Source organism: Serinicoccus sp. CNJ-927, assembly GCF_001942435.1.
Taxonomy (GTDB): domain Bacteria; phylum Actinomycetota; class Actinomycetes; order Actinomycetales; family Dermatophilaceae; genus Ornithinicoccus; species Ornithinicoccus marinus.
The window spans coordinates 1-22,089 of sequence record NZ_MKKF01000052.1; the positions used below are offsets into that span (position 1 = coordinate 1).

Genomic DNA, 22,089 nt, shown 5'->3' on the forward strand with positions numbered 1-22,089 from the left:
CTCCTGATCAGCGCCCAGTCCTCCATGGTGATCACACTCCAATCGTTGGCGGAGTGTCCACTTTTCGAGCGCCGCTACTGTCTACTTTTCAAGCGCCGCCGACAACCTCTACCGGCATCGACGTGTGGTAAGAAGGTAATTTGCTATCTGACTCGACCGGCGCAGTCTTTTCTGGCAATGTCGCCGGGATGGAAGACATGTTCTCTACCTCCTGATCGTGACACCGGGAATGGCGCTCACTGCCCCTCTCCCCGCGTTTGCGCTTATTCGCCCTAGCGGTGGCAGTTCCTTGGTGAGGCTGTGTTTTTGCTCAATCCAAGTTGTTTCGGCGGCGATTCTTGTCTTGCACCGCTTGTTGGCGCCGCTCATGACCTTGCTCACTCGCGTGCCGTGGCATGGCGGAGCCCACTCCATCGTCGCCCGAGCGATGGTCAGCGTCGTGCTTTTTTCTGATACGTTCGCGCTTCCTGACCATTCGACTCTTGCGTGCCATTCGCTCGCCGGCCTCAGCCTCATAAACAGACCCTTGGGCACGCGGTAAGAGCATCCATGTGAAGGCGCCACCCAATACGATCAGCGTGAGATCTCGACTAGCGTTCAGAGCGACCTCCCCCGGGGTTTTGACTTCCACGCCCGCGCGCAAAATTGATGTGGGCTGTTCTGAGATCGTAAAGGCAGCTCCCGCCTCAGTGGGGTATCCGCGACCGACGGTAATTCGATCAAGAGTCCGGTGACTACCAAGCCATGTGTCGAATTCAATGCTTGCGTCTCGCACCGGCCTGAACCTGGAGGGGTCGAGACCAAAACTTTCTGGGTTGGTATCGATCGTCAGTACCGAAGCCAACCGTGCGGGAGCGGTTGCTTGCCAAGTATCATCGTTATGACTCAGCGTCAAACCCCGAGTGCAGGACAACACTATCCAATTCGTGTCACCCTCGAGTCGCGCGCAGCCAGGGTGACCCGTGATGCCGAAGTTGGTCGGCAAAACCCAAATGGTCCTCATAAGGTCACCCGAGACGGGTGTCGACTGCAGCGTTATTTCTGCTCCACCTCGAAAGACGGTGATGTGTGCTCGAGGCGTCGACAAGGATGCAGGGTGTGAAGCGTCGACGAATATGCCTATCGTATCCCCAAACACACGTTCCTGTGTCTCGCCGGCAACTTCCATCGCCCCCAGTAAAACACCCCCCGCCAACGCGACCACGAACCAAGATACCGCGTTCTGAAGGATGCCTTTCCTTAGAAATCCGGTGAGACTAGCAATCAACGTCAAAGCAATCAGAAATGATAACAAAAGCAAGGCAATAAGAATGCTGACCCATAATTGCCATATATCCATGATCCACGCGTATAGGTGCAGACCTAGGGACACCGTCCTCCCTGCTTGATATCCGAGAAAGCCAGCAATGAGAAGGAGTAGCAACGAAATCGCCAAGGAAGGTCGCCTTCGGGTTGCACTAGCGGGTGATAAGAACGCCCGGTCGGGGGCCCGCGTGGTGCCGTGGTATGTACGCGTGAGTTTCACAGTCGCTGGACACTCCATGGTTCTCGCCCCAGAAAGGGATATGCGTCTCTACCATTGGTACTCACTAAAACGCTCTGGTCCCAGGTTGCGCCATGGTCAGGTGCCGACTGTATAAGGGTGTTTCCAGAAGTACAACGTCCGCACATCCTATGGCCGAGTGCCCACTACTCCGCGGCTAGCTCGCCGTCCGTGGGATGGTAAGCCTCCACACACTACACCCCATGCTCTTCGTCTTGGCGTGCGATCGGGGCACGCCCACGTGTCCTTGGCTGAGCGGGACTGCTGAAGGTCTGTAGGTCCCGCCAGGTCGGCGGCCAGGTCACGGGTGAGGGTGTCTACAACCCATGGCAGGTCGAGCCTGTCGACCAGGTCGACCGGAAGCGCCTCCGTACCGTGCAGGGCCCCGGCCACGGCCGCCACCGTGACCGGCCCTGGAGGCCATTACCAACCGTCGTCCCAAGTGGCCTTGACGAGACGAGATGCACGTGGGATGCACGCTCGACACAAAGCGAAGGCCTTCACCCGCGTTTTCGCTGGTGAAGGCCCTGGCATGCGAGTGGACGTGAAGGGACTCGAAGCTCTCACGCCCCAGCGGCGGGTACGCCCATACGCCTGTGACCACGCTGCAGCCATCCGGCGACGGCTCCTGGCAGCACTCAGAGGCTTGGTCGCCTGTGCACCCCCTCAGCCACGTACGTCGTATCGCCCACTGTGACGCGACATGACGACGCCTGCGTGTCCATGGTCCGGTTGTAGGACGAGTACTGCCTGATGTCTCAGACCCGACCTCGATTTCATGGCGACGCTGACCGCCGGGAGTCGCGCACTCATCAGGGATCTGTAGGTAATCCGCACGGCCCGGGCACGCGCAGGGCGCGGTACATCACTGTCACCCGGAGAGTCGGGTCGCACAACACCGAATGCAGGACGGTTGGCGAGAGCCCTTGCGCCGGCCCGGCGCGCCCAGCCAACCAAACTGCCGTGCAGTTGGCCGCAAGTCGGTGAGCGCCCTCTTTGGGGTACGTTCTGGCGAGGTCGCTGGAGACGACAAGAGGTGATGTTGTACATGACGCTAGACCTATGGGCGCCCGACCATGTTCGTCGGCAGGTCATGCGGCAGGCTCGGTATGCGCTGAATGTCGCAGTGCTCGATGAGGATCGGGTGCCCCCTGAAGGCCCATTCGACGTCGCGTTGACGAATGGTCTACTCGCCATCATCGCGGCCATCGATCCCGTGGCCGTTGTCGACCGGCGAGGGCTCACGCTACCCGCCAGCGCTCTGCTGCCGAGGGCGAGCGCACTCGGCCTCAGCATCGATCAGGAAACGTTGGCGAACGGACTGCAGCTGACCCAGCCGCTCCGACATGGCCGAGCCGATGACGAGTGGATTCAACTCGAATCAAAGCACGTGACCGCGCTGCGTGCGCTCGACGAGATGGATGGCCTCGGGGTGCTCCACCACGTTGCGGCTCATCGAACGGTGGACGACATGATGGTCACCCTGTTCTCCGAGAAGGCAGAGGCATACGCGGAAAGGGATGTGCGCCGAGTCAAGGACCTCCTCGATGTAATGGAGCCTGAGGAGTGTGACGACTGCTTCCGGCGTACTTTCGTTCCGCTTGGTTACGACGACAGCGGCGGCACCATGGCGGTGGGCTTGTGCATTGCCTGCGGGTATCAGCGCGACGAGGACACCGCGCGGGATATGTACCTGACAGAACAGTGGGAGTTGAAATGGCAGCACGAGTGACTAGAACCTCGGCGGCCACATCCCGTTAGCTATCAGGGACAACATGTCCCTGTCAGGGTCCATTCGCGAAGATGAGTCCTGTTCCCTCGTCTGGAAAGCGTCGGGATGGAGCGACCCCGGTGCGAGCTCCACCACGGCGTCGTCGTCACCGTTGCTCCACGACACCAGGTACTCGCGGGGTCTACTCCGAAGTGTGTTGTGGACTCACCGATCTCGTCGGGTCCCCGAGAGAACGCCCTGATCCTGGAGGCGTTCGAGGTGGCGCACGTTGCCGAGCCGCTCAAGGAAGTCCGAGTAGTCGTCGACGTTCTTGAGCGGCTCGGAGGTGAGCTTAAACTCCCGCCGCAGCCTCGCCGTCTCGGCGCGGACGACGTCGCCTGCTGTGGTGTCATCCACCGCCGCGTCGACGCGCTTGAGCACCGTAAGAGCTCGATCACGCGTGCAGCCGCTTGGATAGTCCCCGGTGAAGCTGTCGATGATGCGATCGAGGCGTTGGTCGCGGCGGCTCTCGGACTCGCGGTCCCGCGCCAAGTTGAGCTTATCGGCGAGATGCTCGATCAGTAGGCCGAAGTTCTTGTCCAGGGCGGGGACTCCGGGCGGGCGGCTCGCGTCTCCCTCTGAAGCGCCCAGGAAGGCCAGCAGCTCCTTCGCGAATCCCGCCTTGCTGATCCGTGTGTCAAAGGTGGACTCGAACGCCTTCTCCATTGCGTCCCAGAGGCTCCCGTCCGAGGCCTGAAGCCCGCCGGTGACGTCCTCCTCACTGAGCCGCTTCGCGGACTCCTCGTCGACTCCAAGGAACGCGCGCGCGTACCCCCTCGCGGCTGTGACCGCGACCGACGCAGGAATCAGGTCCTCGGGTTCGCGGACGACGACGCCTTCGGTCACCTCCAAAGAGACGGTGCCCGACCACTCGGTCACCTGCACGACCAGGTCTTCGGCGACAGTCGGTTTGCCGTGCGCGCCGCCCTTCCTGATCTGCTTGCGTGCGGTTTCCCCTGAGGAGTCACCGTCGACCAGAACAACGCACGCGGGCCTGACCTGGTCGCGGCCGCGCGCGAGGTAGAGCATGTAGGGGACATTCGAACCGCCCGGGACGATCGTCACCTGGTTGAGGTCAAGGCAGTGACTGGGTGCCGTCCCCGCGCGTAGTAGCCGCATGTTCATTCCGGCGAGGAGGACCTGATCGGCGATGCCTTCAACAAACAGGTTGTCGCCGCCGATGAAGGCGGTCTCGGCGACGAAAGCGCCGAGAGATGTGCGAAGCGGCTCGTAGTGGTTGCGCGTTGCGTCCTTGACGTGGCGGGTGCCCTCGTCGCGCGACCCCTTGTCAACCACTCGCACCCGGTGGCCAGCGTTGCGGTTGATGAGGAACGGCGAGTGCGTCACGTACACGACCTGATCCTCGCGATCCTCGTCGTCCGGGCGCGCGTGATGCTCGAGCACCCGGAGGAGGTCCTGCTGTCCCGAGGCGGAGAGGTAGGCATCGGGCTCGTCCATCAGGAGAACCTCCGGCTTCTCGGCCGGTCGGTCATGGGCGAGCAGTTGCACGTAGTAGCTGAGGAAGTACCGCAGCCCCCGGCTCCGCTCCGTGAACGAATAGTCGGTCCCGGTCCGGTCGCGGATCGTGAACACGAGCTCGTGCTCCCTCGGCGAGACGCGAAGCTGGAACTCCGGGTCCTGGCTCCACCACCGGGAGACGTTTAGGTGGCGAGCGATCGAGTTGTTCATTTCCTGGATGAGGCCGTTGACCAGTCCTTCGCGCTCGTCAGCGATTGCGCTCTGGAGTTCCTTGAAGCTCGACTCCTCTATCCGCGCGATCTTAACCAGCAGATCGATGCCTAGCTGCTGCTCTTGTTGCCTCTTCGCGGACTCGGTCGACTGGTCTGCGTTGACCAGCGCTAGGACGCTCGGAGCGCTCCTCGTGACGTCCTCGGCCGTGGTGACGGAGTCGAACAGCGCGAGGAGCGCGGATCGCTTCTTTCGCCCGGCCAGACCGCCGCCGTTGTTCGCGAGCTCCGCAATCGAGACCGAGTCGGGGAGCGCGATCTCGGTATTCAGTTCGTGTGGATGCGGTAGCAGATCCTGGAGCGCAGCCACTTGCTCGTTGGTGAGGACGACGCGCTCGTCATCGCGGTCCACCACCGCCACCACCTCTGGCTCTGGGCGCAGAAGCAAAAGATCGCCGTTCCTTCGCCGCGAGATGCCTTGCTCGTCGACGGCGTCCGCCTCGTCGACCTCGAGCTCAAGAGTCAGGCCGACTTCGGGGAACCGACGCGATCCGTGTTCGACCGAGAACAGCGTCGACGACCTGCAGAAATCCCGCTGGCGGAGGCCATCCCCAGTGAGGGCGATCCTGATGGCGTCGAGCAAGTGGGTCTTGCCGGACTCGTTCGCACCGACCACGGCTGTGATGTCGGGCTCGATCGGGATCCGCACATGCGGCATCCAGACGCCTTCGACCTGCTGCCACGGCACGGGCTTCGTGCCTGGCATTGCTTTCAGCTCGTAGTCGAAGTTGAACGATTTGTAGAACCGGACCCAAACCTGTCGTACCCGCACGGACGCTCCCTTGCTCATCGTATAGACGGTTCAAGAACCCTGTCGCTGTTGAGTCTATGTAGGAGCTCCGACAGATCGCGGCCTTAACGCCGGCCTTGCTCCCATCGGCGCGGCCCACCCCTCCAGCTCGAATAGTGAGGTCTGCTGCACCCGGGCCAGCGGACCTGCCGCACTAGCGCGGCCGCACGCACATGCAGATCCTGTACTGCCGCCGGTCGGGTGGTTCAGAGGCACGTCATACCGCCGCATACCGCCTAATACGTCTTCCGCACTCGGCCAGCCTTCCTGTTTGCGAATGGGCGCTGCCCCCAGTCGGAGACGAACTGGGTGATTAGCTCAGACTCGACGTCTTCTGGGTCGTCGTCGGGCGTTTCGAGCCAGGCCACGAGGAAACTCGGACTCTCGGCCAACTGCCAGATGTACCTGCCACCCCAGTGCCCCACAGGGGCGCCGGCGCGTGCTTACGGAACTCGTCCAGGCGCGTAGACAACCCTCGCCTGCCGGATGCCCCACCGCTTGCCTTGCCGATGTAGAGAACGTGTGCTTCGTTTATCCAAGCCGCGTCAAGGAGGTCCCGTGTGACGGAGGGGTCCTTGCCCTTGAACCGTCCCGCGGGGCTGGTATCAAGGAAGGTCGGCCCCTCCAGTTTCTCGCGCAGCACGACGTACACCCCTGATCCGCGAGGTACGCGTGCGGCTTGGAGGTCGACGAAATGGACAAACCCGTCGAAGCCTGCGGTCCTCAGCCCGTCGCGCGACCAATCCATGCCCTGAGTCTGCATCAGGACGAGGAACCACGCCCACGAGTGGCCGGACGCGTCAATTCGCCGCCAATGACCGCACCCTTCCCCTTGCCGGACTAGGCAGAGACAGCGGCTACGTGGCCCGCACCCCTCTCCACCGGTCCCTCATCCACGACCTGCACCGCGCTCACCCCACCCCCAGGGCGACCCGGCACCCAGTTTGCCGGCCTGGCCCCACGTGGCGACGACGTGACTCACATCGATCGCGCCCTCTCGCCCCTCGAGAGCACCGTGACTTCTCGCGCTACGGTCGCCCTCGACCGTCGGCGCCCTCTAGAACCGCAGCTTCCGGCGCGTGCGTCCTGACTTGCCCCGGATCAGAACGTCTCACCGCCTCCGCCGTCGGCGGCCCTCGAAGTGGACAGCAGCTGATCTGTGACCTTCAGGGCGAGCCTGTCGAACCCCCTACTCGCCTTTCGACAGACAGCGGTGAAGGTACTCGGCAGCCAACTCCTCTACGTTCCATGACACGGCAGGCGCAGCCGAATGACACGTGTATGACACGCGCTGGGCCATACGGAAGCCCCTGACCGGCATACCTGCTGGTCAGGGGCTTGTTGTACTGGTGGACGATACTGGGATCGAACCAGTGACCTCTTCCGTGTCAAGGAAGCGCGCTACCGCTGCGCCAATCGTCCCTGCGCGATGAAGATCGCGAGTGCGAGGTGGAGACGGGATTCGAACCCGTGTATACGGCTTTGCAGGCCGCTGCCTCGCCTCTCGGCCACTCCACCATGAGGCATCTGGTGGTGGTGCCTCAGAGCGGATGACCGGGCTCGAACCGGCGACCTCAACCTTGGCAAGGTTGCGCTCTACCAACTGAGCTACATCCGCCTGCTCCGCTGCTACCAGCGGCGCGAGGTAAAACACTAGCCGACGGCGGCGGACGTTTCCAAATCACCCGCACGGCGCGTCCTGCGGCGGCTCAGCGCGGCCCCGGTATGCCGTCCATCGCCGCCAGACGCAGCTCCTCGTCCTCCTCGGACTCCCGGCTCCGGGCGGCCAATTCCTCCTGCTCGGCGCGGCGTAGCTCGCGGTGCGCACGGCGCTCCTCCCACCACTCGTTGACCCGCGCCGTGGGACCGCGGTACTCCGGCGGCGGCCGCAGGCGGCGGATCCCCGCGTTGAGCGAGGCGCCGACCAGGACGGCGAAGGAGAGGAAGTAGAGGTAGACCATGAGGATGATCGGCGCGGTCAGCGGGCCGAAGACCGAGAAGCCGCCCGCCGCGAGCTCGGCCCAGCGGCGGATGAGGATCGAGCTCACGACCCAGAGCACGACGGTCAGCAGCGCCCCGGGCAGGTCGCGCCAGAACGTCGAGCGGGCCGGGGTGGCCACGTGGAAGAGGCCGGTGAGGCTCATGATCCCGAGCACCCCCACCAGCGGCCAGTAGAGCTCGACGAGCACGTCCACGCGCTCGGGCAGCCGCCGCCCCAGAGACCGGTGCCAGCACCCGGCGCAACCGACGCCGGAAGGTGGGTGCGGTGGTCACGTCCTCGACGGTAGCCGCGGGTCACGGTCCCTATGGCGCGACGTGCCGGGGAGGTGCCGAGGCCCTCGGCGGCCGGCCCACGGCATACACTGAGATGTTGGTGACACCGCGGTCAGCCTTCCCCTGAACCCCACTGAAAGGCCCGACCACCCGATGGAACTCTGGCCCGGATCGGCCTACCCGCTCGGCGCGACCTTCGACGGCACCGGCACGAACTTCGCGCTCTTCTCCGAGCACGCGACCGCTGTCGACCTCTGCCTCATCAACGACCGCGCGATCGAGACCACGGTCCCCCTCACCGAGGTCGACGCGCACGTGTGGCACGGCTACATCCCCAACTGCCAGCCGGGCCAGCGCTACGGCTTCCGGGTGCACGGTCCCTACGAGCCCTCGGAGGGCCACCGCTTCAACCCGCACAAGCTGCTGCTGGACCCCTACGCCAAGGCGATCGCCGGCCAGATCCGCGGCCACCAGGGACTGTTCGCCTACGACTTCGGCGACCCGACCTCATACAACACCGACGACTCCGCCCTGCACACGATGACCTCGGTCGTGGTCAACCCGTTCTTCGACTGGGGCCACGACCGGCCGCCCCGTCACGCCTACCACGACAGCGTGATCTACGAGGCGCACGTCAAGGGTCTGACGATGAACCACCCGGAGGTGCCCCCGGAGATCCGCGGGACGTATGCCGGGGTCGCGCACCCGGCCGTGGTCGAGCACCTGACCAGCCTCGGGGTGACCGCCGTGGAGCTGCTGCCGGTGCACCAGTTCGTCGACGACCCGCACCTGCAGGACAAGGGGCTGTCCAACTACTGGGGCTACAACACCATCGGCTTCCTCGCGCCGCACAACGGCTACTCCGCCTACGGCCACCGCGGCCAGCAGGTCACCGAGTTCAAGTCGATGGTCAAGACGCTGCACGAGGCCGGCATCGAGGTCATCCTCGACGTCGTCTACAACCACACCGCCGAGGGCAACCACCTGGGCCCGACGCTGTCCTTCCGCGGCATCGACAACGCCAGCTACTACCGGCTCGTCGACTACGACAAGGCGCACTACTACGACACGACGGGCACCGGCAACAGCCTGCTCATGCGCTCCCCGCACGTGCTGCAGCTCATCATGGACAGCCTGCGCTACTGGGTCACCGAGATGCACGTGGACGGCTTCCGCTTCGACCTCGCGGCGACGCTCGCCCGGCAGTTCCACGAGGTCGACAAGCTCTCCGCCTTCTTCGACATCGTCCAGCAGGACCCGATCATCTCCCAGGTCAAGCTCATCGCCGAGCCGTGGGACCTCGGTGACGGCGGCTACCAGGTGGGCAACTTCCCGCCGCTGTGGACCGAGTGGAACGGCAAGTACCGCGACACCGTGCGCGACTACTGGCGGGGCGCCCCGGCGACGATGGGCGAGTTCGCCTCGCGCATCACCGGCTCCAGCGACCTCTACGAGCAGAGCGGCCGCCGCCCGTATGCCTCGATCAACTTCGTCGTCGCGCACGACGGGTTCACGCTCGCCGACCTCGTGTCCTACAACGAGAAGCACAACGAGGCCAACGGCGAGGGCGGCGCCGACGGCGAGGACCACAACCGCTCCTGGAACAGCGGGGTGGAGGGCCCGACCGACGACCCGGAGGTCTGCGCGCTGCGGCTGCGGCAGCAGAAGAACTTCCTCGCCACCCTCATGCTGAGCCAGGGCGTGCCGATGCTGGCGCACGGTGACGAGATGGGCCGCACCCAGCACGGCAACAACAACGTCTACGCGCAGGACAACGAGATCGCCTGGATGGACTGGGACCTCGACCCGCGCCAGGCCGAGCTGCTCGACTTCACCTCACGGCTCATCGCGCTGCGCCGCGAGCACCCCGCCTTCGGACGCCGCCGGTTCTACGCCGGCGATGCGGAGCACGGCGGGCAGAGCGAGCTCGGCGACATCCAGTGGTACTCCCCCGGCGGCGAGATCATGACCGAGGAGCGCTGGCACAGCCGCGAGCAGGCGGTCATGGTCTTCCTCAACGGCGAGGCCATCAGCGAGCGGGACGAGCGGGGCCGGCCGGTCACCGACGACCACTTCCTCCTCCTCTTCAACGGCCACCACGAGCCGGTCGACTTCACCGTGCCGGACGGGATGAACACCCCGACCTGGCAGGTCGTCGTCGACACCAGCGGCGACGACCTCGACGACGTGCCGTGGGAGACCGGCGGCACGCGGCAGATGCCAGCGCGCGCGGTCGTCGTGCTCCAGGCCACGCCGCAGTCCGAGCTCGCCGACGGCTGACGATCTGGACGCGGCTTTCTGGGGCCCGGTCCCCCAGAAACCGATGTCCAGAACGGCAGGTCTCAGAGGTCGGCGAGCCGCTCGGTCTGCTCCGCGACGTCGAAGTCTGCCTTCGGCCAGGCGAGGTCGAGCCCGCGCAGGTGCTCCAGGAGAAGCTGCTGGACGGCGAGCCGGGCATACCACTTGCGGTCGGCGGGGACGACGAACCACGGCGCCGCGTCCGTGCTGCAGCGCTCGAGCAGCGCCTGGTAGGCCTCCTGGTAGTCGTCCCAGTAGGCGCGCTCGTCCAGGTCGCCGGGGTTGAACTTCCAGTGCTTGTCCGGGCGCTCCAGCCGCTCGGCGAGCCGCTCCTTCTGCTCGTCGGCGCTGATGTGCAGCATGACCTTGATGACGGTGACGTCGTCGTCGACCAGGCCCTGCTCGAAGCGGTTGATCGTGGCGTAGCGCCGCTTCCACTGGCTCGGCGGCACCAGGTCGTGCACCCGCACGATGAGCACGTCCTCGTAGTGCGAGCGGTCGAAGACCCCGATCATCCCCGGGCCGGGCAGCGCCTTGCGGATGCGCCACAGGAAAGGGTGCTTCTTCTCCTCCGCGGTCGGCGCCTTGAAAGCGGTGAGCTCCACGCCCTGCGGGTCGACCGCGCCGACGACGTGCCGCATGATGCCGCCCTTGCCCGCGGTGTCCATCCCCTGCACGACCAGCAGCACCCGCTTGCGCCCGCCTGCCTTGGACTCGGCATACAGCTGCTCCTGCAGCGTGTCGAGCTCGTCGTCGGCGGCGGCCAGCGCCTCCTTGCCGGCCTGCTTGTCCCCGTCGAAGGCCGGGGTCGAGCGCGGGTCGAGGTCGGCGAGCACGAAGCCGTCGCCGGCGCGCAGGGCGTCGGTGTATGACGTCGCCGTCGCCTGCTGCGCGGAGCTGCGCTCGGTCGAGGCCTTCGCGCCCTTCTTGCCCTTCGCGCCCTTCTTGCCCTTGGCGGCCTTCCTGCCCTTGACGCCCTTCGCGGCCTTGCCCGACGTGGCCTTGAGCTGCGCGCCTTGGCCTCGTCTTTCTTCTTCTGCTTCTTCGCCTTCGTGCCCATCGCCGCAGTCTGGCAGACCGGCCGGGGTCCGTCAGCGCAGCCGGGTCCGCAGGAGCAGGTCGCCGTCCCACTCGATGAGGTGGGTGGCCTCGCCGACCAGCTGGGGGAGCTGCACGTCCGCGGGCACCAGCGAGGGAGCCTCGCCACCGGCGAGCACCGGCCGGACCGTGACGCACAGCTCGTCGACCGCTCCGGCCGCGACCCACGGGCCGAAGAGGGCCGGGCCACCCTCGACCACGACCCGGTGGAGCCCGCGGTCACGGATCGCCGCCAGGACGCGCTCGGGACCGACGTCCTCGCCGTCGCCGCCGACCACCAGGACGTCCGGGTGGTCGTGCAGCGACGCCGGCACGTCGCCGGACCGCGTCACCACGACCAGCAGACACCCCTCGAGCGGCGGATAGCCCTCCGCGCGCGCGGTGCCGGCACCGACCACGACCGCCTCTGCCCAGCGGCGTCCCGCCTCGAAGGCGGCGTGGTCACCCTCCGAGCCCTCGTTGAGCCCACCGCTGCGGCCGTCCGGGCCGGTGGCCCGGCCGTCCAGCGTCGCGATGAAGCTGCCCCGCACCCAGGCCGTGTCGGCCGGGTGGTCCTCGGGTAGGGCGTACCACGCGTCCAGCTCGTCCTCGGTCAGCGGCCCGCGGGCCAGCTGCAGTGCTCCCATGTGGTGCCCTCTCCGGCTCAGCGCACGAAGGAGGCGACGAGGTCCTCCCAGAGCGAGGGGTTGGTGTTCCACTCCTGGCAGTGCCGCGCCTGGGGCCAGACGAAGGTCTGCACCAGGCCCGGGCGGCGCCGGGCGAGGTCCTGCGAGGGGCCGTAGGGCACCGTCTCGTCGGTCATCGAGTGGATGATGAACATGCGGTGGCTGACCTCGTCGGCCCGGTCCACCCAGTTGGTCGCCGCGACGTCGACCGGCTCTGCGACCCGCAGCAGGTGACGGGATGCCTTGCTGCGCAGCAGGCTGCGGGCCAGCTGTTCGATGGGCCGGGGGATGAAGTGCAGGTCGGCCTGGTGCGCCAGCACCGATCCCCAGTCGATGACCGGCCCGTTGAGCACGACCCGCTGCACCCGGTGCGCGACGTCGGAGCGGTTGAGCGCCTGCAGCACGATCGCGCCGCCCATGGACCACCCGAGCAGGATGAGCCGCCTGGCGCCGTGCGCGAGGGCATACCGCATCGCGGCGTCGATGTCGCGCCACTCGGACAGGCCGAGGCTGTAGCGCGCGTCCGACGACGGGGGTGCCCCGATGTCGTTGCGGTACATCGGGATCAGGCAGGTGTAGCCCAGGCGGTGCAGCACCGGGACGGCGCGCAGCGTCTCGCCGCGCTGCGCGCTGCGGCCGTGCACGAGGATCGCCCAGTCCTCGCCGTGTCCCGGCGCCGACGGGTCGCCAGGGACCCGCCACGCGGGCAGGTCCCCGATGTCCGAGGTGACCACGACGTCCTCGTGCTCCAGGCCGAGCGAACCGGAAGGGTCGCCGCAGTAGAAGTACTTGTTCCACCGGGCCGGGCCGGGCACGAGGTCGCCGACGTCGACGCCGAGCAGCTGCCGGGTCACGACGGTCTGCCGCCGATGACCGCGTGCCGGCTCCTCCGGCTCGGTGTGCGCCGGCTCGACCACCTCACCGAGCCGGGCGTGCCCGGCGCCCCGGTCCAGCCACAGGCCGTAGCGCCCGACGGACGTGGTCTGCGGGTCGGCGCGCAGGGTCACGGTGCCAGCCTCGGTGTCCACGGACACGACGGTGACGTCGTCCTTCTTCTCGTGGTCCGGGGTGATGACCCGGTGCGCGAAGTAGGTCGCCGTGCCCATCGACACGGCTCCCCCCAGCGCCGCTCCCCCGGCCACGGCCGACCCGACCGCGGCCGCCCGCCCCGCCGTGCTCGTCATGCGTGCCACCTGTCTCGTGCCCCCTGCCTCAGCGACCCGTCACCGGGGCCCCGAGCACGTCGGCGAGGGGGTAGTCCACCGGTTGGTCGAGCTGCTCGAAGGTGCAGCTGGCCGGCTCGCGGTCCTCCCGCCAGCGCTGGAAGTGGGCGGTGTGCCGGAAGCGGCCACCCTCGAGGTAGTCGTACTTCACCTCGACGACCCGCTCCGGTCGCAGCGGCGTGAACGACAGGTCCTTGCCGGCCGCCCAGCGCGATCCCTCGCTCTTGCGCGGGGTGTCGGCCTGCAGCTGGGACGCCCAGTCCCACGGGTGGCCCTCGAAGTCGGCCACCAGCGGCTGGAGCTCGGTGAAGAGCTCGCGCCGCCGCGCCATGGTGAAGGAGGAGGACACCCCGACGTGGGCCAGTCGTCCCTCACCGGTGAACAGGCCCAGCAGCAGCGAGCCGATGACGTCGTCGCCCGACTTGTGGGTGCGGTAGCCGGCCACGACGCAGTCGGCGGTGCGGGTGTGCTTGAGCTTGGTGAGGATGCGCTTGTTGGGCTCGTAGACCGCCTCGGGGTCCTTGCCGATCATGCCGTCGAGCCCCGCACCCTCGAAGTCGGTGAACCACCGCATCGCCAGCTCCAGGTCGTCGGTGAGCGGCGAGAGGTGGATCGAGCCGGCGGAGGTGCTGGGCAGGACCGACTCGAGCCGGCCGCGGCGCTCGCGGAACGGCATACCGGTGAGGTCGTCGTCGCCCAGGGCCAGCAGGTCGAAGGCGACGAAGGCCGCCGGGGTCGCCTCGCTGAGCATCCGGACCCGGGAGTCCGCGGGGTGGATACGTTGGCCGAGGGCGTCGAAGTCGAGTCGCGACCCGTCCGGGGAGGAGACGACGATCTCGCCGTCGACGACGCAGCGCGGCGGCAGCTCGGCACGCGCCGCCTCGACGAGCTCCGGGAAGTAGCGGGTCATCGGCTTCTCGTTGCGCGAGCCCAGCTCGACCTCGTCGCCGTCGCGGAAGACGATGGAGCGGAAGCCGTCCCACTTCGGGTCGTAGAGCCAGCCGGGGGGCAGGCTCGCGGCCGGCTTGGCGAGCATCGGCTTGACCGGGGGCATGACGGGCAGGTCCACGCGCTCAGTGTGCCCGATGCCGCCGACAGCCGTCCGGGGGCCAGGCGGGCACGAGCGTGTCGGTGGGTGCGGGCATACTGGCGGGCCAGGCGGGGTGAGGGCGCCCCGGGTCGACCGAGGAGGGTGAGGCGTATGCCCGCCGACGGGTTCGTCCGGTGGCTGGAGGAGGTGGACGCCTCGATGCTCGCGGACGTGGGCGGCAAGGCGGCCGGGCTCGGCGAGCTGGTGCGCGCCGGGATGCCGGTGCCGGACGCATTCGTGCTGACGACGGAGGCGTATGCCGCGGCCGGCTCTGGTGGCGACCTGCCCGAGGAGGTGCGGGGCCAGGTGGCGCAGGCATACCTCGAGCTGGGCGCTCGGGCCGGCGCCGGGGAGGATCTGCCGGTGGCCGTGCGCTCCTCGGCCACCGGAGAGGACCTGCCGGAGGCGAGCTTCGCCGGCCAGCAGGACACCTTCCTGCACGTCGCCGGGACCGACCCGGTGCTGCTCGCCGTGCGCGACTGCTGGGCCGGGCTGCGGTCCGAGCGCGCCCTCGCCTACCGCGCCAGGCAGGGCCTGCGCGAGGAGGACGTCGCGATGGCGGTCGTCGTGCAGCGGCTGGTGCCGGCGGACGTGGCCGGGGTGCTCTTCACCGCCGACCCGGCGACCGGCGAGCGCGGGCGAACCGTCATCAACGCCGCGTGGGGTCTCGGGGAGGCCGTGGTGGGTGGTCTGGTCACGCCGGACACCGTCGTGGTGAGCACCGCCGACCCGGCCGCGCCCGAGGTCGTCGAGGAGCACATCGCGGCCAAGGAGGTGCGCACCGTGCCGACGCGGGCCGGCACGCGGGAGGAGCCCACCCCGGCCGAGCTCGTCGACGCCCCCGCCCTCGACCGCAAGACGGCGCTGGAGCTGACGGGGCTGGGTGGCCGCATCGCCGAGCACACCGGGACGCCGATGGACGTCGAGTGGGCGGTGAGCGAGGGCACCGTGGCGGTGCTGCAGGCGCGGCCGATCACCTCCCTGCCGCCGGCACCGCTGAGGGACGTGCGGTGGGAGCCACCCGTGCCGGGCACGGTGTGGATGCGCCGGCAGGTCGTGGAGCACATGCCGGGCCCGCTGTCGCCGCTCTTCGAGGAGCTCTATCTCCGCCGCGGGCTGCAGCAGGCGATGCGCGAGCTCGGGCAGGAGATGGCCTCGGCGACCGGCGCCACCTTCGACGTCGACGAGATGGTGCCGCAGGGGTTCGGGCGCTCCATCAACGGCTTCGGCTACACCACCGCCAGCTTCCGGATGGGGTGGGCGACGCTGCGCGGCATCGCCGGGGTGTATGCCCGCCTCCCCCGCATCTTCGGCAGCCCGGCCTTCGACTGGCACGGGGCCGTGCTGCCCCGCTACCAGCAGGTGCGGGCTCGGTGGACCCACGTCGACCTCGCGACGGCGACGGGCGAGGACCTCCTCGACGGGCTCGCCGAGCTGGCGCTGGAGGACGCGCGCTACTGGTTCGGCTCGGCGCTGAACCTTGGAATGTCGCGGCTGCTCGACCCGACCTTCGGGCTGGCCTCGCGGCTGCCGCCGCTGCGGTCGGCGCTGCCGGAGCCCGGCCTGGGCAGCTCGTCCTTCCTGCGCGGCTTCACCTCCCCCGCCCTGGACGCGCAGGCCGACCTGGAGGGGCTGGCGGACCAGGTGCGGGCGTCGGCGGGGCTGCGCGACCTCGTGCTCGGCACCGAGCCCGCGCAGCTCCTGCCCGCGCTGGAGCAGCACCCGGCTGGTGGTGCGGTCCTGGCCGGGCTGCGCCGGCACCTGGCGACCTACGGCCACCAGATCTACTCCCTCGACTTCGCCGAGCCGCCGATGGGCGAGGACCCGACGCTGGTGGCCGCGACGTTGCGGGCGCTGGTGGGGTCCGAGCCGGCCGAGGGTGCGCGCGCCCGCCAGCGGAGGATGGCTGCCGAGCGCGAGGAGCTGCTGGCGCACACCCGCCGACGGCTCGGACCGCTCGCGCGCGCCGCCTTCGACCTGCTCTGGCGGTGGACCGCCCACTACGCGCCCTACCGCGAGCACGTGATGTTCCACCTCGGGTCGGGCTGGCCGGCGGCCCGGCGCCTGGCCGCCGAGCTGGGTCGGCGGCTGGTGGAGGTCGCGGCGCTCCATGACGCGGGCGACGTCTACTTCCTCACCGACGCCGAGATCCGCTCGGCGCTTCGGCTGGGGGGTGCGGTCGCGGGTGAGCCGACCGGAACGAGGGACACCGGCGCCGTGGCGGGTCTGGAGGGAGCCATCGGCGAGCCCGCCCATCTGGCCGGTCTCGCCCAGGAGCGTCGGGACCTTCGCGCCGCGCGCTCCCGGCTCACGCCACCGCCGATCGTGCCCGAGCGCGGCGCCCTCAAGGTCGGGCCGTTCGAGCTCACCGCCTTCCACCCCACCCCGGGCGGAAGCTCCGATGCCGACGCGAGCACGCTCACCGGTTTTGCGGTGAGCTCGGGGCGGGTCACCGCCCCCGCCTGCGTCATCGGCTCGACCGCGGACTTCCACCTCATGCGGCCCGGGAGCCTTCTCGTCGCCCGGACGACCACCCCGGCCTGGACACCGCTCTTCGGGCAGGCGGCCGGGCTGGTGACCGATGTCGGCGGTGCCCTCGCGCACGGGTCGATCGTGGCGCGGGAGTACGGCATACCTGCTGTCATGGGCACCGGCTCCGCGACCGAGCGCATCACCACGGGGACGATGCTCACCGTGGACGGCGACGCGGGCACGGTGAGGATCCACGAGGAGGAGACGGGGGCTGACCCGTGAGCACGGCGGGGCTGGTGCCGCTGGCCGGCGAGGTCCGCGACTACGCCTGGGGACGGGTCGGCGGCATCCGGGCCGCGCTTGGCCAGCCGCCGGGCACCGGCCCGGAGGCCGAGCTGTGGCTGGGAGCGCACGCGGGTGCACCCTCCCGGGCGCTCGAGGCTGCGGCGGGATGGACCGACCTCGCGGTCTGGGAGCAGAGCAGCGGCGAGTCGTTGCCCTATCTCATGAAGCTGCTGGCCGCGGCCTCACCGCTGTCGCTGCAGGCGCACCCCAGCGCGGAGCAGGCGCGGGCCGGGTATGCCCGGGAGGAGGCGGCCGGGGTGCCGCTGGGTGCACCGGAGCGCAGCTACCAGGACCCGCACGCCAAGCCGGAGATCATCGTGGCCGTCGAGGACGGCTTCGACGCGCTGTGCGGCTTCCGGCCGGTCGAGGAGGTCCTCGCGCTGCTGGACACCCTGGCGGGGTTGCTCGACGACCCTGCCGTCGGGGTGTGGCGAGATCGGGTCGCGAGTGCCCCGGGGCAGGGGGATGTCGCCGGGCAGACAGGCTCGGGGGTGGGTGCCGCGGTGGCGTGGCTGCTCTCCGGCGACCCGGAGGCCGAGAGGCTGGTGCGTGCGCTCGGCAAGGAGGATCTCGACGGCCTGCCGGAGCGCGATGCCGACCTTGTCCGGCTGCTCACTGCGCATCATCCCGGCGATCCGGGGATCGCCGTGGCTCTGATGCTCAACCGGGTGCGACTCGCCGCCGGTGAGGCGCTGTGGCTGCCGGCGGGCAACGTGCACGCCTACCTGTCCGGCCTCGGGGTCGAGGTCATGGGCCCCAGCGACAACGTGCTGCGCGGCGGCCTGACCGGCAAGCACGTGGACGTTCCCGAGCTGCTGCGCGTGCTGGACTTCACATCGGGCCCGCCACCGCGCCTGGCGCCGGTCGAGGTCGCCCCGGGGGTGCGGGCATACCGTCCGAGCACCCAGGCCAGCGGGGCGGACGTGCCCTGGCAGCTGCTGCACGTGACCGGGTCGGCAGACGTGGCCACGGGCAGCCCGTCTATCGCCTTGGTGCTGGCGGGCGAGTTCACGCTGGGCGCGGGCGAGGCGACCCTGACGCTGCGCCGCGGTGACGCGTGCTTCGTCGACCAGGCGGGGCCGGTGCGGATCGAGGGCGCGGGCGACCTCTACCTCGCGACCACGACGACCTGAGCGCCGTCACGCGCGCCGGGCGCGCCGAGTTGCCCGGTTGCGCTCATGATGACGGCCGTCGAGGGCACCGAAGGGGGCCGCTGGGTGACATCGGCAGGAGCCCGGAACGGACCTGTCTGCGTGTCACGTCCACGGCGATCGATCCTCACCCCTCAGGTGCCCTCCACCCGGTTGCCGTCGGCGTCCCAGTGCTCGGCCACCTTCTTGGACGGCTGAACGCGCGGCGGCTCACCCGGCATCTTGGGGTGGTCGGGCGGGAAGTTGAGCTCACCCAGGCCACGCTCCAGGTCGGCCTCCCACAGCGCGTAGGCACCGTCGACCGAGCCCGCCTCCCGATGCAGGCCCGCCCAGGCGTCGCCGTGCTCGGCGAGGAAGTCCGGCACCGTGTGCAGCGTGAGCCCGGCCGGGTCGACATCCCCCAGCTGCTCCCAGGTCAGGGGCACCGACACCGGCGCACCCGGGAGGATCCGGGTGCTCCAGGCAGCGGCCAGGGTGCGGTCGCGCGTCGCCTGGTTGAAGTCGACGAAGATGCGCTCACCGCGCTCCTCCTTCCACCATGCCGTCGTGAGGAGCTCGGGCATCCGTCGCTCCAGCTCGCGGGCGAGGCCGATGACGGCGTGCCGCACCTCCAGGAACTCCAGCCGCGGCTCGATCGCGGCGAAGACGTGGACCCCCCGGTTGCCCGTGGTCTTCACGAAAGGCGTGAGCCCCGCCTCGGTCATCACCTCACGCAGCCCCCGGGCCGCCTCGACGACGTCGGCGAAGCCGCGGCCGGGCTGCGGGTCCAGATCGATGCGGAGCTCGTCGGGATGGTCGTTGTCGCCGCTGCGCACCGGCCACGGGTGCCAGGTCACCGTGCCCATCTGCGCGGTCCACCACAGCGTGGCGAGGTCGTCGATCACCAGCTGCGGGTGGCTGCGGCCGGAGGGATAGGTGCACGTCGTGGTCCGCGACCACTCGGGGACCCCCTTGGGCGGGTTCTTGGAGTAGAACTCCTCCCCCTCGATGCCACCGCGGACCCGCTGGAGGGTCACCGGCCGGTCCGCGAGCGCACGCAGCATCGGCTTCGACACCGCCTCGAGGTATGCCGCGAGGTCGGCCTTCGTGATCGCCGCACCCGCCTCCGTGGCCGGCCAGACCACCTTGCCCGGGCTCGACAGCCGGACCGCCCGCTCCTCGCCGTCCGGGCCGGGGGCGGTCAGGGTGAGGGCGTCGGCAGGCATACCCGCAATGTAGCGGCACGCCGCAGCACCGACCCACGGCTCTGGACCTCGGTTCCTGGGCGACGTGCGCCAGGAGCCGATGTCCGGAACGGCAGGTCAGGAAGCAATCGGCGGCGCCGCTCGTTGTCCAGGACATGAGCCACCACAGCACCCCCGCGACCGACGCCGCCAAGCCTGAGGGCAAGGCCTACGACACCGCCAAGAGCGAGCAGGAGTGGCGCGAGCAGCTCTCCTCCGCGGAGTACGCCGTGCTGCGTGAGGCCGGCACCGAGCGCCCCTTCGTGGGGGAGTACACCAACACCACCACCGAGGGTGTCTACGCCTGCCGTGCCTGCGGCACCGAGCTGTTCCGCAGCGAGACGAAGTTCGAGAGCCACTGCGGCTGGCCGAGCTTCTACTCCCCGCTCGCCGAGGACCGGGTGGAGTACCTCCAGGACGACTCGCTCGGCGCGACGCGCACCGAGGTCCGCTGCGCCTCCTGCGGCTCCCACCTCGGCCACGTCTTCGAGGGCGAGGGCTACGACACCCCCACCGACCAGCGCTTCTGCATCAACAGCATCGCGATGACACTGGAGCCCAAGGCCGGCTGACCGGCCCAGCCAGGCGGCAGCCGCGTCGCCCGGCTACTCCCAGGCGCCGCCGGTCTGGCGACGGAAGACCTCGTCCAGGGCCGCGCGCGTCGCCTCCGGCACCCCGGCCTGCGCCAGGAGCGTCGCCATCTGCTCGTTGCCGCCCCCGGCCGGGGTGTGCTCGCGCCGCAGCTCGGCGAAGTCCGGCTCCGGCTCGACGCCGAGCGGGGCGAGCGCGAGCGCGACGTTCTGCCCCAGCAGCGTACGGGCCCCACCGGCCGGCAGGCCGTGGTCGCGCAGGAAGCCCTCGATCGCGGCGAGGTAGTCGAAGAGCGGGGCCACCGTGCCGAGCGCGGTGAAGATCGCGTCGAACTGCTCGTCGTCCTCCACCGGCAGCACACCGCCGGTGCGCTCGAAGACCGCCACCGCACCAGGCAGTGCCGGGCGCAGCGGCGTAGACCACGACCGGGTCGCGACGCCGACGACCGGCACCGCCCGCGCCACCTCCGTCGCGGGTGCCACCGCCTGGGCCAGCGCTGGTGCGGTGAGCCCCGCGACCGCGCTCACCACGGTCTGCTCCGGTCGCCACGTCAGGTCCCCGAGCGCCCCGGTGTCGTCCTGACGCAGGCAGACCAGCACCGTGTCGGCGCCGTCCACCACCGCCTGGTTGTCCGCTGCCACCGTCACGTCGGGGTATGCCGCGGCGAGCCGCGCGCTCATCCGCTCGCCCCGTGGGGAGAGCAGGATCGGCGGTGCGTCGTCGACGCCCTCGCAGAGCCCTCTGACGATGGCCGCCGCCAGCGAGCCGGTGCCGAGGATGCCGATGGTGGGTGAGTCGGTCGCCGCGGTGGGTTCAGGCATACCGACACCCTCGCACGCGGCTCCGCCCGAGCCGCCGTGTCCACCGGCGGGTCCAGCCGACCTGGGCAAGGGTATGCACCGGGCGCGCCGTCGAGAGCCGTGCATCAGGTGCGCAACCGTGCCCAGGTCCGCGGTCGTCGACCTGGGCAAGGGTATGCACCGGGTGAGCCGTCGAGAGCCGTGCATCAGGTGCGCAACCGTGCTCAGGTCACCGCAGAGACCGAGACGATCCCGAGGCCCTCAATCCGCGGCCGAGGCGCCCGACGACGCTCAGGGCAGCGCGTCGACGATCCGCTCCAGGCTCACGCGCGGGCCGGTGAAGAACGGGATCTCCTCCCGGACGTGCAGCCGCGCCTCGGTGTTGCGCAGCTCCCGCATGAGGTCGACGATCCGGTGCAGCTCGTCGGCCTCGAAGGCGAGCAGGAACTCGTAGTCGCCGAGCGCGAAGCTCGCGAGGGTGTTGGCCAGCACGTCCTTGTAGTCGCGGGCCGCCATCCCGTGCTCGCGCAGCATGCGGGAGCGGTCCTCGGCGTCCATGACGTACCAGTCGTAGGACCGCACGAAGGGGTAGACACAGACGTAGTCCTTGGCCTCGGCCCCGGAGAGGAAGGCCGGCACGTGACCGCGGTTGAACTCCGCCGGCCGGTGGATCGCGACGTTGCTCCACACCGGTGCCAGGTGCTGGCCGAGGTCGGTCTGCCGGAACCGCTGGTAGGCCCGTTGGACCGTCTCGACCTGCTCCGCGTGCCACCAGATCATCAGGTCAGCGTCGGCACGCAGGGCGGAGACGTCGTAGACCCCGCGGATCACGAGGCCCTCTTGCTCCAGGTCCTGGAAGAGCCGCTCGACCTGCGCGACCAGGCTCGCGCGCGCCTTGCCCTGCGGCAGCGGAGCCGCCGAGCGGAAGACCGAGTAGGCGGCATACCGCAGCGAGGCGTTGATCTCCTCGGCTTGGTCGGGGGTGGGGTGGGTGTAGTCGGCCATGC

Annotated in this window: 15 protein-coding genes and 3 tRNA genes; 5 read left to right on the top strand and 13 right to left on the bottom strand. The window is 69.2% G+C overall.

Going from position 1 to position 22,089, the window contains the following annotated elements:
* Window positions 1-310 precede the first annotated feature (310 nt).
* Window positions 311-1,339, bottom strand: a complete 1,029-nt coding sequence (locus tag BJF86_RS17735) for a hypothetical protein (protein ID WP_143553899.1) — start codon at window positions 1,337-1,339, stop codon at window positions 311-313.
* A 1,243-nt stretch (window positions 1,340-2,582) separates the two neighbouring features.
* Here BJF86_RS17735 and BJF86_RS16150 point away from each other — a divergent pair.
* Window positions 2,583-3,275 carry a hypothetical protein gene (locus BJF86_RS16150; RefSeq protein ID WP_237768275.1) on the top strand — a complete coding sequence of 231 codons (693 nt, stop codon included), beginning with the start codon at window positions 2,583-2,585 and terminating at the stop codon, window positions 3,273-3,275.
* A 204-nt stretch (window positions 3,276-3,479) separates the two neighbouring features.
* Here BJF86_RS16150 and BJF86_RS16155 read toward each other — a convergent pair whose 3' ends face one another.
* From BJF86_RS16155 to BJF86_RS16180, 5 genes are all read right to left on the bottom strand, one after another.
* Window positions 3,480-5,852 carry an AAA family ATPase gene (locus tag BJF86_RS16155; RefSeq protein WP_083653266.1) on the bottom strand — a complete coding sequence of 791 codons (2,373 nt, stop codon included), beginning with the start codon at window positions 5,850-5,852 and terminating at the stop codon, window positions 3,480-3,482.
* A gap of 1,347 nt (window positions 5,853-7,199) precedes the next feature.
* Window positions 7,200-7,274: transfer RNA gene (locus BJF86_RS16165), tRNA-Val, on the bottom strand.
* 25 nt (window positions 7,275-7,299) lie between these two features.
* Window positions 7,300-7,370 (bottom strand) — tRNA-Cys (locus BJF86_RS16170).
* A 27-nt stretch (window positions 7,371-7,397) separates the two neighbouring features.
* Window positions 7,398-7,470 (bottom strand) — tRNA-Gly (locus BJF86_RS16175).
* A 91-nt stretch (window positions 7,471-7,561) separates the two neighbouring features.
* Window positions 7,562-8,041: a YhjD/YihY/BrkB family envelope integrity protein gene (locus tag BJF86_RS16180; RefSeq protein WP_237768276.1), complete on the bottom strand. Its 480-nt coding sequence runs from the start codon at window positions 8,039-8,041 to the stop codon at window positions 7,562-7,564.
* Window positions 8,042-8,279: 238 nt separating this feature from the next.
* On the opposite strand from BJF86_RS16180, the gene glgX reads away from it, so the two are divergent.
* Window positions 8,280-10,406: a glycogen debranching protein GlgX gene (glgX, locus tag BJF86_RS16185; protein ID WP_075820471.1), complete on the top strand. Its 2,127-nt coding sequence runs from the start codon at window positions 8,280-8,282 to the stop codon at window positions 10,404-10,406.
* Between the two features lie 62 nt (window positions 10,407-10,468).
* Here the strand turns inward: glgX and BJF86_RS16190 are convergent, their stop codons facing one another.
* The 4 genes from BJF86_RS16190 to BJF86_RS16205 all read right to left on the bottom strand — a co-directional run bounded on the left by BJF86_RS16190 (window position 10,469) and on the right by BJF86_RS16205 (window position 14,479).
* Window positions 10,469-11,281 (bottom strand): polyphosphate kinase 2 family protein, encoded by an 813-nt coding sequence (locus tag BJF86_RS16190; protein ID WP_237768284.1) that lies wholly within the window; start codon window positions 11,279-11,281, stop codon window positions 10,469-10,471.
* 234 nt (window positions 11,282-11,515) lie between these two features.
* A complete protein-coding gene (locus tag BJF86_RS16195) occupies window positions 11,516-12,148 on the bottom strand; it encodes a dihydrofolate reductase family protein (protein WP_075820475.1) in 633 nt (210 codons plus the stop codon).
* A 17-nt stretch (window positions 12,149-12,165) separates the two neighbouring features.
* Window positions 12,166-13,371, bottom strand: coding sequence for an alpha/beta hydrolase (locus BJF86_RS16200; RefSeq protein WP_075820477.1), 1,206 nt, complete (start codon window positions 13,369-13,371; stop codon window positions 12,166-12,168).
* Window positions 13,372-13,399: 28 nt separating this feature from the next.
* Complete coding sequence (locus BJF86_RS16205; RefSeq protein WP_075820479.1) at window positions 13,400-14,479, bottom strand: ATP-dependent DNA ligase; 1,080 nt, start codon at window positions 14,477-14,479, stop codon at window positions 13,400-13,402.
* Between the two features lie 132 nt (window positions 14,480-14,611).
* Here BJF86_RS16205 and BJF86_RS16210 point away from each other — a divergent pair, with 132 nt between their 5' ends.
* Together BJF86_RS16210 and manA are read left to right on the top strand one after the other, a co-directional pair.
* The gene (locus tag BJF86_RS16210; protein ID WP_075820481.1) at window positions 14,612-17,254 is read left to right on the top strand and encodes a PEP/pyruvate-binding domain-containing protein; all 2,643 of its coding nucleotides are present in this window, start codon (window positions 14,612-14,614) and stop codon (window positions 17,252-17,254) included.
* A complete protein-coding gene (gene manA / locus BJF86_RS16215) occupies window positions 17,251-18,450 on the top strand; it encodes a mannose-6-phosphate isomerase, class I (protein WP_237768277.1) in 1,200 nt (399 codons plus the stop codon). The genes BJF86_RS16210 and manA overlap by 4 nt, the downstream gene beginning before the upstream one ends.
* Window positions 18,451-18,602: 152 nt before the next feature.
* Here manA and ligD read toward each other — a convergent pair whose 3' ends face one another.
* The gene (gene ligD, locus BJF86_RS16220; protein ID WP_075820483.1) at window positions 18,603-19,673 is read right to left on the bottom strand and encodes a non-homologous end-joining DNA ligase; all 1,071 of its coding nucleotides are present in this window, start codon (window positions 19,671-19,673) and stop codon (window positions 18,603-18,605) included.
* A gap of 134 nt (window positions 19,674-19,807) precedes the next feature.
* Here ligD and msrB point away from each other — a divergent pair, with 134 nt between their 5' ends.
* On the top strand, window positions 19,808-20,263 hold the full coding sequence (msrB, locus tag BJF86_RS16225) for a peptide-methionine (R)-S-oxide reductase MsrB (protein WP_075820485.1): 456 nt from the start codon (window positions 19,808-19,810) through the stop codon (window positions 20,261-20,263).
* A 33-nt stretch (window positions 20,264-20,296) separates the two neighbouring features.
* On the opposite strand, the gene BJF86_RS16230 is transcribed toward msrB, so the two are convergent.
* Together BJF86_RS16230 and hemQ are read right to left on the bottom strand one after the other, a co-directional pair.
* Complete coding sequence (locus BJF86_RS16230; protein WP_075820487.1) at window positions 20,297-21,103, bottom strand: NAD(P)-binding domain-containing protein; 807 nt, start codon at window positions 21,101-21,103, stop codon at window positions 20,297-20,299.
* A gap of 270 nt (window positions 21,104-21,373) precedes the next feature.
* Window positions 21,374-22,087 (bottom strand): hydrogen peroxide-dependent heme synthase, encoded by a 714-nt coding sequence (hemQ, locus tag BJF86_RS16235; RefSeq protein WP_075820489.1) that lies wholly within the window; start codon window positions 22,085-22,087, stop codon window positions 21,374-21,376.
* Window positions 22,088-22,089: the final 2 nt, after the last annotated feature.

Excerpts from the sequence above, each read along its gene's own strand:
- glgX (WP_075820471.1), top strand. The coding sequence starts at position 8,280 with ATGGAACTCTGGCCCGGATCGGCCTACCCGCTCGGCGCGACCTTCGAC.
- msrB (WP_075820485.1), top strand. The coding sequence starts at position 19,808 with ATGAGCCACCACAGCACCCCCGCGACCGACGCCGCCAAGCCTGAGGGC.
- BJF86_RS17735 (WP_143553899.1), bottom strand. The coding sequence starts at position 1,339 with ATGGATATATGGCAATTATGGGTCAGCATTCTTATTGCCTTGCTTTTG.
- ligD (WP_075820483.1), bottom strand. The coding sequence starts at position 19,673 with ATGCCTGCCGACGCCCTCACCCTGACCGCCCCCGGCCCGGACGGCGAG.
- BJF86_RS16150 (WP_237768275.1), top strand. The coding sequence starts at position 2,583 with ATGTTGTACATGACGCTAGACCTATGGGCGCCCGACCATGTTCGTCGG.
- BJF86_RS16230 (WP_075820487.1), bottom strand. The coding sequence starts at position 21,103 with ATGCCTGAACCCACCGCGGCGACCGACTCACCCACCATCGGCATCCTC.
- BJF86_RS16155 (WP_083653266.1), bottom strand. The coding sequence starts at position 5,852 with ATGAGCAAGGGAGCGTCCGTGCGGGTACGACAGGTTTGGGTCCGGTTC.
- BJF86_RS16210 (WP_075820481.1), top strand. The coding sequence starts at position 14,612 with ATGCCCGCCGACGGGTTCGTCCGGTGGCTGGAGGAGGTGGACGCCTCG.
- hemQ (WP_075820489.1), bottom strand. The coding sequence starts at position 22,087 with ATGGCCGACTACACCCACCCCACCCCCGACCAAGCCGAGGAGATCAAC.
- BJF86_RS16200 (WP_075820477.1), bottom strand. The coding sequence starts at position 13,371 with ATGACGAGCACGGCGGGGCGGGCGGCCGCGGTCGGGTCGGCCGTGGCC.
- BJF86_RS16195 (WP_075820475.1), bottom strand. The coding sequence starts at position 12,148 with ATGGGAGCACTGCAGCTGGCCCGCGGGCCGCTGACCGAGGACGAGCTG.